The sequence below is a fragment of the Pantoea agglomerans genome (assembly GCF_021397715.1).
Taxonomy (GTDB): Bacteria; Pseudomonadota; Gammaproteobacteria; order Enterobacterales; family Enterobacteriaceae; genus Pantoea; species Pantoea astica.
Window position 1 is genome coordinate 1062835 of the sequence record NZ_CP090207.1, and the last position, 11769, is coordinate 1074603.

The following is an 11769-nucleotide window of genomic DNA, read 5'->3' on the forward strand; positions in this document are numbered from 1 at the left end:
CGCCGGACGGACGGCAGGGACCGTCCGGCAGTTGTCAGGCACCGATCTGTTCGATGATGCGGCCCTGCGCCATCCGTACCGCGCGATCGCACATGTGATCGATCACGTCCGGATCGTGGCTCACCAGCACCATGGTTAAGCCATCCTGACGCTTGAGATCGTTCAGCAGGTTGAGGATCTCCGCCTGCACCGACATATCCAGCGCCGAGGTTGGCTCATCCAGCAGCAGGATCTTCGGCTGCAACAGCAGGGCGCGGACTATCGCCACGCGCTGACGCTGACCGCCGGAAAGCTGATGCGGATAGCGATCGGCCAGCGTCGGATCGAGCCCGACGTGACGAAAGCCCTGATCGATGCGATCGTTGATATTGTCGCGTTTAAGCAGCTTCAGCGGCTCCGCCAGGGTACGGCGCAGCCGGTGACGCGGGTGCAGCGAAGCATAAGGGTCCTGGAATACCATCTGCACTTCCTGACGCAGCGCGCCGGTAAAGGCTTTGCCCGGCTCAACCTGATGACCGGCTAACTGCATCCGGCCCTGCCAGTGAGGATTCAGACCCGCCAGCACCCACAGCAGCGATGACTTCCCGCAGCCGGAAGGCCCCACCAGACCAAAACATTCTCCGGCATTCACCTCCAGGCTGACCTCGTGCACCACGGTGCGCAACTCGTAGCCCTGCTTATGGGCGACGCTGAGATCCTGCAACTTAATCATGACTGGCCTCCAGCGCCGCGCGATCCAGCACCGGCAGCACCTGACCGTGGGTTGCTTTGCCCGGACGGCAGGCCCACAGCGTGCGGGTATAAGGATGGGTCGCTCGCGGCAGTTCAGCGGCGGGCAGGGTATCCAGCAGACGGCCTTTGTACATCACCATCACCCGCTCACAGTGTTCCGACACCTGCTGCAAATCGTGACTGATCAGCAGCAGCCCCATGTTGCGCGCTTCCACCAGACCGCGAATCAGCGCCAGCACCTGATCGCGCATCGCATGATCGAGCGCCGAGGTTGGTTCATCGGCAATCAGGAAATCGGGATCGGTAATCAGGGCGATCGCCAGCATCACGCGCTGGCCCATGCCGCCAGAGAGCTGGTGCGGATACTGTTTCATCAGCTGACGCGGATCGGGCAGGCCGACCGCATCCAGCATCTCGCACACTTTCTCTTTGCGTTCGGCACGGCTCAGACGACGGTGCAGGATCAGCGGCTCTTCAACCTGCCAGCCAATAGTACGCGTCGGGTTCAGGGCATACTTCGGGTCCTGCATCACCATCGCCACGCGGTTGCCGCGCAGCTGGCTCCAGTGACGCTCGCTCAGCGTCAGCGCATTTTCGCCGGCCACCTGGAGCTGGCTGGCCTGCAGATGCAGCGCGGGCGACAGTAAGCCCATCAGGCTGCGGGCGGTCAGTGACTTGCCGGAACCGGACTCACCGACCAGCGCCACGCGCTCGCGGCCAATGGTAAAACCAATATTATCGACCAGCAGCGCATCGTCGCTACGAATGGTCAGCCCTTCGGCGTGTAGCAGTTTATCTGGCATGACGGGTATCCAGTCGGTCGCGCAGGCCGTCGCCTGTCAGGTTAAAGGCCAGGCTGGCAAACAGAATGGCGGCGCCCGGTGCGGCGGCGACCCACCACTGGTCGAAGATCACTTTACTGCCTTCGGCCACCATCGAACCCCATTCGGCGGTTGGCGGCTGAACGCCCATACCCAGGAAGCCGAGACCGGCCGCGGCAAGAATGATGCCGCCCAGGCTCAGCGCGGCACGCACCACGGCGGTCGGCAGACAGAGCGGCAGAATGTGGCCGAACATCAGGCGAAAGCCGGTGATGCCCTGCATCCGTGCCGCGGCGAGGTAGTCGCTCCGTCGCAGCGCCAGCGTTTCGGCGCGCGCCTGACGGGCAAACGGCGGCCAGCTGGTCAGCGCCAGCGCCAGCGCGCCGTTCATCAGGCCAGGACCGAGAATCGCCACCAGCGCCAGCGCAATCACCAGATTGGGCAGCGACAGGAAGATATCGGTAATCCGCATCAGCAGGCGTTCCGTCCAGCCGCCAACGTAACCGGCGGTAATGCCGATCAGCAGCCCGGCCGGTATGGTCAGCACCAGAATCAGCGACACCAGCAGCAGGGTCGGACGGGCACCGTAAATCACTCGCGACAGCAGATCGCGGCCAAAGCCGTCGGTGCCGAACCAGTGCTGTGCTGACGGCGCCAGCAGACGGCTCGACATGGTTTGCAGATTGGGATCGAACGGCGCAATCAGCGGTGCCAGCAGCGCCATCAGGATCAGGATTGCCACCAGCGTCAGCCCAACGGTTAACGAGGTCACGCGTTGACGACGACGGCGTGGCCGCAGCGTTTCGAGTTCAGAGAGTTGTTGCGTCATCGGGTTCTCGGGTCGGTTAACCAGGTTAAAACATCCGCCAGGGTGTTAATCAGAATAAAGCAGCTACCGATCAACAGGGTAGAGCCGAGAATCGCCGGCACATCGCCGGAGAACAGGGCGTTGGTCATGTAGCGGCCGACACCCGGCCAGGCGAAGACGGTTTCTGTCAGTACCGAGCCTTCCAGCAGCGTGGCGTAGGAGAGGGCGATCACCGTCACCAGCGTGCCCAGCACGTTCGGGAAAATATGGCGCAGCAGGATGCGGACCCGACCGGCCCCTTTGGCCCGCGCCAGTACCACATACTCTTTGCTGCTCTCTTCCAGCAGCGCAGCGCGCAGCAGACGGGTAATGCCCGCCATCGCCAGCAGCCCGAGGATCACCACCGGCAGCCAGAGGTGGGCAATGGCGTTGCGAAACATCTCCGGCTCACCCGACAGCCAGCTGTCGATCAGCACAAAGCCGGTTTTCGGCTCCAGGGTATAGACCCAGATATCGTCCAGCCGTCCCGGACCGGCAGACCAGTGCAGTACCGCATAAAACAGCAGCAGACCGAGCAGGCCGAGCCAGAACACCGGCACCGAATAGCCCAGCAGCGAGATAAAGCGCGCCAGATTATCGATCCAGCTACCCGGTTTCCACGCCGCCAGCAGCGCCAGCGTCACGCCGAACACCACGGCGAAGATCATCGCGCAGGTGGCCAGCTCAATGGTGGCGGGGAAGGTGGTCATCAGGTCGCTGCTGACGGACTGATTGGTCAGCCGCGACACGCCGAGGTCGCCCTGGGCCAGATGGGACACATAGCGCCAGAACTGCACCAGCACCGGCTGATCCAGCCCGAGATCGTGGCGCACCTGGGCGTAGGTCGCTTCACTGGCGTGATCGCCAGCGATCTGCTGCACCGGATCGATCGGCGACAGGTGCGACAGCATAAAGGTGAAGGCGAGCAGGCCAAGCAGGGTGACCAGCAGCGACAGCAGGCTGCCGATCAGCCGTCCGCCACGTTGCCAAAAAAGCCGGGCGAACCCGGCTGTCGTCACAGACTGTGCCATTACTTCGTGACCTGCGAGTAATAGACCATGTCAGGGTTAATGCCCTGCACATAACCTTTCAGGTTGTCGCGCAGGGCGATCAGGTTTTTCGCCTGCATCCCAATCACATAAGGTGAGCTTTTCATCACGTCACGTTGCATCGCTTCATACAGCGCCACGCGTTTTTTCGGATCGCTTTCTGCGGTCGCCGCAATCACCTGCTTGTTCAGCTCAGGAATGTGCCAGTCAGAACGGAAGGCGATGGTTTTGCTGCCATCTTCCGGGTTATAGGCAAAAGAGGCGGCATTGGTGTTGGGATCGAAATAGTCTGAACCCCAGGCATTCAGCGTCGCTTCATACTTATGCGCTTTGACGTTGGTGGAGACTTCGGAGCTCAGGCCCGGTACCACTTCCACTTTCACGCCACCTTTGGCAAAGCTGCCCTGCAGCGCCTGGGCGATGTCGAGGTAAGGCGGCTGGTTGCTGGTGGAGAGTTTAAAGCTGACGTTGGTCAGGCCCGCTTTCTTCAGAATCGCTTTGGCCTTTTCCGGATCGTAGCTGTATGGCGTGTCGTTGATCGCGCCGAGGAAACCTTTTGGCAGGAAGGTCTGATGCACGTCGAACTGGCCTTTCAGCAGCTCGTTGGCGATGCCTTTGTAATCCCACAGGTAGCGCGCCGCTTCCCAGAATGCCGGGTTTTTCAGCGTCTCGTTGGCACCGATGTTGAACTGAATGTAGTAGAGCGAGGCCATTGGAATCGCTTCGGTCTTCACGCCCGGTTTGCCGTTCAATGCCGCAATCTGGTCAGCACCGAGATTACGGGCGATATCGGCATCACCCTGTTCCAGCAGCAGGCGACGCGCCGCCGGTTCCGGCACGTTCTTGATCAGGATGTTCTTCATTTTTGGTGCGCCAGCCGGCGAAGTTGGGTTCGCGCTCAGCAGCACCACCTGATGCATCACCACTTTACGGATCTGGTACGGGCCGCTGCCGGCAGAATGGGTCGCCAGCCAGCCGTTACCGAAATCGCCGTTCTTCTGATTGGCCATCGCGGTTTTCTCGTCGATGATTGACGAAACCGGTGCTGACAGCAGGCTCAGCACGTAGGTCGGGCTGACGTTGGCGGTCCAGCTGATCTGCACATGGTTGTCATCGACCTTCTTCAGGAAGCCATCGACGTTATCTTTGGTCCAGCCCAGTTGAGTCAGGATGAAAGAGGGATCGAGATTCAGTTTCACTACCCGGCCCAGCGAGAAGATCACATCTTCCGGACGCAGCGGATTGCCGGTGGAGAATTTCGCGTCTTTACGCAGTTCAAAGGTCAGGCTGCGGTTGTCGCTGCCGGGCTGCCAGGAGGTTGCCAGCGTGGGTTTCAGATCGACCGGATTTTGTGGGTCGGACTGGACCAGACGCTGATAAATATTGGTGAAGGCCTGCACGCTGGTGAGTTCAAAACCTTTGGCCGGATCGAAGCTATCGGCATCGTCAGTAGACTGCGCAATGACCAGCGTATCTTTTGGTGTCGCAGCCTGAGCAGAGAAGGCGGCAGCCAGCGTCAGCGCCAGCAGTGATGGAATTATAGTTTTCATGAAATTTCCTTGCCTTAAAAAGTTACGCGAGTTTACGAAAGGGCCGATGCGAAGAATAGTCGAATATGGGCTAATCATATGCCAAAAAGGCATAAGAGTAAGGTTGTGGTTATAAGAAGGTGACATATTTGTTGCGCCGCTGCGTCTATTCCGGAAACGGCACCTCAACGAAATGATGATTTTTCTTATTGCCGCTTTACCCTGACCTTCCTCTCTTTATAATAGCGTCAAATTATTTCTGGAGAATTCAGTTGGACAGTCACCCTAAATTTATTTTTATTATGGCAAGCTGAATTTTCTTCGCTGCTTGCCAACCGGCGGGCAGCAATCCTCTCTTTTCGTCACGATTGCGCTCCTTTTTCATCACCCTGTTAGCTGAGTGAGTGCGCATTATGTTCCTGTTTATTCTGGCTCTTTTTCCTCCACCTCGTCTGGCGTAGCCCAGGCTACGCCCGATCTCCGCTTTCTGCCTGATATTACGTTGCGCTAATTTCGCGCCGCGTGACTTTCTGCGCCCCATTATTTCTGAACAAAGGAGGGATATATGGACGATCCCGCAAGGTTACCCTTTTAAATAACCCGGCAACGCCAGGTTTTCTCCGCATGCCTTATTGGGCGTGCAGGACAACTATTGCTTTAAATCAGGGAGATGTCGAAATGAGCGACATGAAACTGGAACAGGTTGCGATCAAATCTGACGCCAACCGTACAACCAAAAAAAATCAAAAACTATTCGCGATTGCCCGTGAAGCGGGCCAGCCTGTCGACGTCACGCTGGCGAACCTGCGTAGCGATCGGGACGGCCTGACCCACACCGAAGCGGCGGCCCGCCTGGCGCTGTTTGGTCCGAATGAGGTCGCCCATGAAAAAGCGCCACCGGCACTGATTCAGTTACTGATGGCCTTCAACAATCCGTTTATTTACGTCTTACTGGTGCTGGCGCTGGTGAGTCTGTTTACTGACTATCTGCTGCCGCTGCGGGCCGGTCAGGAAACCGATCTCTCCGGGGTGATCATCATTACTACCATGGTGCTGCTGAGTGGTCTGCTGCGCTTCTGGCAGGAGTTTCGCACCAACCGTGCGGCGCAGGCGCTGAAGTCTCTGGTGCGCACCCAGGTCACGGTGCTGCGGCGCGAAGCCGCCAGTGACACCGCGCAGCGTCATGATGTGGATATGCGTGAACTGGTGCCGGGCGATGTGATTCTGTTAAGTACCGGCGATCAGGTGCCTGCCGATGTCCGGCTGCTGAGTGCGCGTAATCTGTTTATCAGCGAAGCGGTGCTGACCGGTGAATCGCTGCCGGTAGAGAAACAGAGCGGCAATCTCGCCGTCGATCCGCAGGGCAAATCCGCCCAGGAGTTACTGACGCTCAATAACATTTGTCTGATGGGCACCAGCGTCGCCAGCGGCACGGCCAGCGCGGTGGTGGTGGCGACGGGCGCTGAAACCTGGTTTGGATCGCTGGCCGCCTCGCTGACCGGAAGCCGTCCGCAGACCGCTTTTGATCGCGGGGTTAACAGCGTCAGCCGGTTACTGATTCGCTTTATGCTGGTGATGGTGCCGGTGGTACTGCTGATCAACGGCTTCACCAAAGGCGACTGGATGGATGCCACGCTGTTTGCGCTGGCAGTGGCGGTCGGCCTGACCCCGGAAATGTTGCCGATGATTGTCAGCGCCAACCTGGCCAAAGGCGCGATTGCGATGTCGCGGCGCAAAGTGATCGTGAAGCGGCTGAACGCCATTCAGAACCTGGGTGCCATGGATGTGCTGTGCACCGATAAAACCGGCACGCTGACCCAGGACACCATTCTGCTGGCCCACCACCTCAACCCGCAGGGAGAGGAAGATGGAGAGGTGCTGTTGCTGGGATGGCTAAACAGCGGTAGCCAGAGCGGCGCGAAAAATCTGATGGATCGGGCGGTGCTGATGGCGGGCGACAAAGTGATCTGCCAGACCCGGCGCAGCCAGTTTCACCTGGTTGATGAGCTGCCGTTCGACTTCGAGCGCCGCCGGGTTTCGGTGCTGGTGGAAGATCTCGCGCGCCATCGCTCGCTGCTGATTTGCAAAGGCGCAGTGGAAGAGATGCTGGCGGTGAGCAGCACTATCCGCCAGGGCGAGGCGATCGTTCCGCTGGATGACCGCCTGCGGGCGGAACTGCTGGCGCTGACCCAACGCTATAACCAGCAGGGCTATCGGGTATTGCTGGTGGCGACGCGCGAAAGCGATTTGCAGGCGCCGCTCAGCCACAGTGACGAACGGGAGCTGACGCTGGAAGGGCTGCTGACCTTCCGCGATCCGCCAAAAGCGAGCGCCGGTAAAGCGATTCAGGCACTGCGCGACCACGGCGTCGCGGTGAAAGTGCTGACCGGCGATAACCCGCTGGTTACGCTGCGGGTCTGCCAGGATGTCGGGCTGCGCGATCCGGCAATGCTGACCGGTGATCAGATCGAGGCGATGGACGATGCGCAACTGGCGCAGGAGGCGGAACGCTGCACGCTGTTTGCGCAGCTGACGCCGCAGCAGAAATCCCGCGTGGTGCGCCTGCTGCAACAGAATGGTCATACCGTGGGTTTTCTCGGTGATGGCATCAACGACGCGCCGGCACTGCGGGCGGCGGATACCGGTATTTCCGTAGACAGCGCGGCGGATGTGGCGAAAGCCTCATCGGATATTATTCTGCTGGAGAAAGATCTGCAGGTGCTGGGCGAGGGCGTGCTGAAAGGACGCGAAACCTTTGGCAATATCATCAAGTACCTCAACATGACCGCCAGCTCGAACTTTGGCAACGTCTTCTCGCTGCTGATCGCCAGCGCCTTTATTCCGTTTCTGCCGATGCTGTCGATTCATCTGCTGATTCAGAACCTGATGTATGACGTCTCCCAGCTGGCGCTGCCGTGGGACAAAGTGGACCGGGATTTTCTGCGTCAGCCACGCAAATGGGATGCCGGTAACATCAAACGCTTTATGCTGTGGATGGGACCAACCTCGTCAATTTTTGACGTCACTACCTTTGCGCTGATGTGGTTCATCTTCGGGGCTAACCACGCTGGTGTGCAGTCGCTGTTCCAGTCCGGCTGGTTTATTGAGGGGCTGCTCTCTCAGACGCTGGTGGTACATATGCTGCGCACCCGCAAGATTCCGTTTATCCAGAGTCGCGCCACCTTGCCGGTGATGCTGACTACGCTGGCGATAATGGCACTGGGGATTGCGATTCCGTTCTCACCGCTGGGCGCGATGGTCGGGCTGGTGCCGTTGCCATGGCAATACTTCCCGTGGCTGGTGCTGACGCTGTTCAGCTACTGCCTGGTGGCGCAGGGCATGAAACGTTTATATATCCGCCGCTTTGGTCAGTGGTTCTAGGGAGGCGACGATGAAAAATGACCGGATTGATAAGGTGTTTGTCGGCGTGATGGTCATCGGTTTAACGCTGATTGCGCTGACGGTGATCGTGCGGTGAGGGCGTTGTGATAGTGAGGTAATAGTGCGGTAATTGAGAGGCAGCGAGGCGACTCGCTGCCTTTTTTGATGCAGTTACTCTTCGTCGCGCTCACGGCTGGCGCGCTGGCGCTCGTAATATTCATCTTCTGCAGTGATGATCTCATCCATCAGAGAATCCATATCGACCACGCGCTCCTCTTCCACAAATTTCCCGGTAAGCGGTGTTTCCGGCGTCAGCTTGCCATCTTCATACAGCAGCCAGATCTCTTTGGCATAGCGCGTCTGCAACAGCTGCGGTGCGAACTGACCGTAGTAGGCGGTGATATTGTTAACATCACGCTCGAACATCGATTCGGCGTGGTTGTTGGCTGCGGCATCAACCGCCTGCGGCAGGTCGATAATCACCGGGCCCTGATCGTCAAGCAGCACGTTGAACTCTGATAGATCGCCATGCACGATACCGGCACATAACATGCGCACGATATTACGGATCATGGTGTTGAAATCAGTGAGCGCCTGTTCTTCGGAGAGCGTGACATCGCTGAGGCGCGGTGCGACTGAGCCATTGGCGTCGGTTACCAGCTCCATCAATAACACACCGTCAATGCAGAGATAAGGCTGCGGCACGCGCACACCGGCATTCGCCAGACGGAACAGCGCATCCACTTCAGCCGTCTGCCACGACTCCTCCTGCTGCTTACGGCCAAACTTCGAGCCTTTCTGCATGGCGCGGGCGCTACGGCTGTTACGGGTTTTACGTCCTTCCTGATACTGCACTGCCTGCTTGAAGCTACGCTGCGTGGCTTCTTTATAGACTTTGGCGCACTGGATCTTGTCACCGCATAACACGGTGTAGACGTCAGCTTCTTTGCCACTTTTCAGTCGCTGAAGCACGTCATCAATCAGGCCATCATCGACCAGAGGCTGGATTCTGTTTGGGATTTTCATGCGGCTTTATACCTTATTTCAGCCCCTTTTCGTATCAATAACACCAACGGCGATAATAGAAAAAAATTGGCAACGTCTAAAGGAAGTGACTAATTCTACCCTGGAAAAAGGTTTTAGGAAGATGATCCTTTCTCGCTTCGGCTGATCGCGATGGTTTTCTCTGAAGCAGCGGATTCAGTGGCGTCAGCGGGCAGGCTGACCGGGGAATCACTGAGGCTAAGGCAGCTCACAACATAGCGGACGGGAGGTTATGCTTCACCTGGTCGGAAGCGGGATGGCGAAATCCTGCGTGGGTCAGGGGCAGGATTCCGGCCAGCCAGAGATTACTTGAGACCCTTGAGCAGCTTCACCGTGCTCTCGATGTCGATCTCATCTTCGGTGAAGATCAAGGTCGAACCCTGAAAAGTAGTGATTGCCAGCTTCTTCAGTGAACGCATTTCACCGGGCTTTACGTCTGATTTCGGTCGGATGTTGCTTAGCAGCACGCCCACCGACAGCACCGGATTCTCTTTATCGATGCGGGTGTCGACCGGCACTTCTTCGCTGTAGACCAGGTAAGATTTGATCGCAGTGATCTTGATGCGCTCACCCGCGATAAAGATGTATTTGCTTTCCGGCACCACTTTCACCGCATAGGCCGACAGGCCTTTGTTATTGGTGGTGGGTTCAAAGGTCACTGCAGCATCTTTCTTGATCAGATCAGGGTTGGCGACCTTAATCACATGAAAATAGCGGTTCTCACCGTTTTCATCTTTGATAAAACCAAAACCCTTATCTTTGAACCAGGTTGTGATTGTTCCGTTCATCGCCATTACCGCCTGTTTAATCGTTTATCTACTCAGTTTTTTACAGCGCGCAGTGTAAAGCACAATGCCTGCGCAGACTATATCCGTGTGAATGATAATTTCTGACCGGTAAGAGAGCAATCCGGTGACGCGTTGAACGGTGTCGGGCCATCAGGGATCTGAGGCTGTGAAAGTGCTCACGATGAGTTGGCTGGCAGAGAAATGGGGAAGGGCGCGGGAGATGACGCTGACGGTGCGGTTATGGCGCAGGGAGTATATCCGGGCGGATAAGGTCACTATCGTCACCTGCTGACCGCCCGGCGCATTCGGGTAAGGTTACTCGTTACCCCATTGGTTGAGGAAGGTCGCGATCTCATCGATACGCTCAGCATCAATGCCCGCTTCCGTGGCCATCTCCTGCTGCGACTCTTCACTGATCTCCTCGTTATTCATCAGACGCGTGATCAGTAACTGGAAGTAGTGCGCCAGCGGTGTGCGTTCTGCATCGCTCACCGGCTTAGCGGATTCGGTCGCATACTCATCTGCGACGTCGTAGTACTTGAGGGGAATGTCGTTAGTCATAAAGAGTCCGCTAAGTTGAAGTGCTGGTCAGATGCTGCCTGCGCTCGATGGCGTAAGTAGCGGGGTTATTATTTCGTGTTTAGGCGGGGGCTGTAAAGGGGAGTGGATGTCAGTAGATAGAAGGAAAATGTGGAGTGAACAGCGGTTATTTCGGGTTAAGTGACCGCCCCGTCGGCCACAACGAAGAAAAAGTATTGATACAGAGTGGCGTAAAAACCCATCAGCCTGGATGTTCGGGGGTTCGCTTTTGCCTGAATCCGGCTTTATTGCCTTATCTGACTAGAGAAGGAGCGGCGGTAGTTGTTTGAAGGTGCTGACTAAGCCTTCTCCCCAGCCTTTACGGATAGTCGTGAAGTAGGGATGGTCTTCGGTAATGCGGTATTGCCGGGCATCGCTGAAGCTATCACAAGGGTAGATCATGACGTCGAGCGGCAGGCCAACAGAGAGATTGCTGCGCAGGGTCGAATCCAGTGAAATCAGCGCGCATTGCATCGCTTGCTCCAGAGACATGTCGTAGTGCAGCACCCGGTCAATAATCGGTTTGCCGTACTTGCTTTCACCAATCTGGAAATAGGGCGTATCGCGAGTTGCTTCGATGAAATTACCCTGTGGGTAAATATGGAACAGACCAATATCATCCCCGTTAATTTGACCGCCGAGCAGCAGGTTGCAACTGAAATCTGTCGTACTGCCATTCTGTTGTGCCTCACTGTCACGCTGGATCACCTCACGAACCGTCTCTCCGACCAGAGAAGCGGCCTCGTAAAGGCTGGCGGCATTCAGCAGATTGGGACAATCGGCATTCCTGCTGCGGTGTCGCAGCAGACTGATAATACTTTGAGTGGTCGCCAGATTACCGGCAGTCTGAAGCACCAGCGTACGATCGCCGTCCTGATGAAACACATGTAGTTTACGGAAGGTGGAAATGTGATCCACCCCAGCATTGGTACGTGAATCGGATGCAAAGACCAGCCCGGATGACAGGCGCATGGCCACACAATAGGTCATACCACACTC

Annotated in this window: 11 protein-coding genes; 2 read left to right on the forward strand and 9 right to left on the reverse strand. The window is 57.4% G+C overall.

Features of this window, described 5'->3' with window-relative positions; translation table 11 throughout:
* Positions 1–34 precede the first annotated feature (34 nt).
* Genes LZU96_RS05150 through LZU96_RS05170 form a run of 5 tightly spaced genes read right to left on the reverse strand, consistent with a single transcriptional unit; the run spans position 35 to position 4999 of the window.
* A complete protein-coding gene (locus tag LZU96_RS05150; RefSeq protein WP_233987337.1) occupies positions 35–712 on the reverse strand; it encodes an ABC transporter ATP-binding protein in 678 nt (225 codons plus the stop codon).
* Complete coding sequence (locus LZU96_RS05155; protein WP_233987338.1) at positions 705–1535, reverse strand: ABC transporter ATP-binding protein; 831 nt, start codon at positions 1533–1535, stop codon at positions 705–707. The genes LZU96_RS05150 and LZU96_RS05155 overlap by 8 nt, the downstream gene beginning before the upstream one ends.
* Positions 1525–2382, reverse strand: coding sequence for an ABC transporter permease (locus tag LZU96_RS05160; RefSeq protein ID WP_094119797.1), 858 nt, complete (start codon positions 2380–2382; stop codon positions 1525–1527). The genes LZU96_RS05155 and LZU96_RS05160 overlap by 11 nt, the downstream gene beginning before the upstream one ends.
* Positions 2379–3431, reverse strand: coding sequence for an ABC transporter permease (locus LZU96_RS05165; RefSeq protein ID WP_094119796.1), 1053 nt, complete (start codon positions 3429–3431; stop codon positions 2379–2381). The genes LZU96_RS05160 and LZU96_RS05165 overlap by 4 nt, the downstream gene beginning before the upstream one ends.
* Positions 3431–4999, reverse strand: coding sequence for an ABC transporter substrate-binding protein (locus LZU96_RS05170; RefSeq protein WP_233987339.1), 1569 nt, complete (start codon positions 4997–4999; stop codon positions 3431–3433). The genes LZU96_RS05165 and LZU96_RS05170 overlap by 1 nt, the downstream gene beginning before the upstream one ends.
* 657 nt (positions 5000–5656) lie before the next feature.
* Between LZU96_RS05170 and mgtA the strand changes: the two genes are divergently transcribed.
* Entirely contained in the window at positions 5657–8359 is a 2703-nt protein-coding gene (gene mgtA / locus LZU96_RS05175) for a magnesium-translocating P-type ATPase (RefSeq protein ID WP_233987340.1), read from the forward strand.
* A 49-nt stretch (positions 8360–8408) separates the two neighbouring features.
* A complete protein-coding gene (locus LZU96_RS23565) occupies positions 8409–8456 on the forward strand; it encodes a hypothetical protein (RefSeq protein WP_419149889.1) in 48 nt (15 codons plus the stop codon).
* 74 nt (positions 8457–8530) lie between these two features.
* On the opposite strand, the gene LZU96_RS05180 is transcribed toward LZU96_RS23565, so the two are convergent.
* The 4 genes from LZU96_RS05180 to LZU96_RS05195 form a co-directional block, all read right to left on the reverse strand.
* Positions 8531–9385, reverse strand: a complete 855-nt coding sequence (locus tag LZU96_RS05180) for a PA4780 family RIO1-like protein kinase (RefSeq protein ID WP_233987341.1) — start codon at positions 9383–9385, stop codon at positions 8531–8533.
* 323 nt (positions 9386–9708) lie between these two features.
* Positions 9709–10197 carry a cold-shock protein gene (locus tag LZU96_RS05185; RefSeq protein WP_031378050.1) on the reverse strand — a complete coding sequence of 163 codons (489 nt, stop codon included), beginning with the start codon at positions 10195–10197 and terminating at the stop codon, positions 9709–9711.
* Positions 10198–10506: 309 nt separating this feature from the next.
* Complete coding sequence (locus tag LZU96_RS05190) at positions 10507–10752, reverse strand: DUF2543 family protein (protein ID WP_094119791.1); 246 nt, start codon at positions 10750–10752, stop codon at positions 10507–10509.
* A 279-nt stretch (positions 10753–11031) separates the two neighbouring features.
* A complete protein-coding gene (locus LZU96_RS05195; RefSeq protein ID WP_233987342.1) occupies positions 11032–11760 on the reverse strand; it encodes a proteasome-type protease in 729 nt (242 codons plus the stop codon).
* Positions 11761–11769 lie beyond the last annotated feature (9 nt).

Bases quoted from the DNA above. Each gene is read 5' to 3' on its own strand.
- LZU96_RS05155 (WP_233987338.1), bottom strand. From the start codon at position 1,535: ATGCCAGATAAACTGCTACACGCCGAAGGGCTGACCATTCGTAGCGAC.
- LZU96_RS05160 (WP_094119797.1), bottom strand. From the start codon at position 2,382: ATGACGCAACAACTCTCTGAACTCGAAACGCTGCGGCCACGCCGTCGT.
- LZU96_RS05185 (WP_031378050.1), bottom strand. From the start codon at position 10,197: ATGGCGATGAACGGAACAATCACAACCTGGTTCAAAGATAAGGGTTTT.
- LZU96_RS05150 (WP_233987337.1), bottom strand. From the start codon at position 712: ATGATTAAGTTGCAGGATCTCAGCGTCGCCCATAAGCAGGGCTACGAG.
- LZU96_RS05165 (WP_094119796.1), bottom strand. From the start codon at position 3,431: ATGGCACAGTCTGTGACGACAGCCGGGTTCGCCCGGCTTTTTTGGCAA.
- LZU96_RS05190 (WP_094119791.1), bottom strand. From the start codon at position 10,752: ATGACTAACGACATTCCCCTCAAGTACTACGACGTCGCAGATGAGTAT.
- LZU96_RS05170 (WP_233987339.1), bottom strand. From the start codon at position 4,999: ATGAAAACTATAATTCCATCACTGCTGGCGCTGACGCTGGCTGCCGCC.
- mgtA (WP_233987340.1), top strand. From the start codon at position 5,657: ATGAGCGACATGAAACTGGAACAGGTTGCGATCAAATCTGACGCCAAC.
- LZU96_RS05180 (WP_233987341.1), bottom strand. From the start codon at position 9,385: ATGAAAATCCCAAACAGAATCCAGCCTCTGGTCGATGATGGCCTGATT.
- LZU96_RS05195 (WP_233987342.1), bottom strand. From the start codon at position 11,760: ATGACCTATTGTGTGGCCATGCGCCTGTCATCCGGGCTGGTCTTTGCA.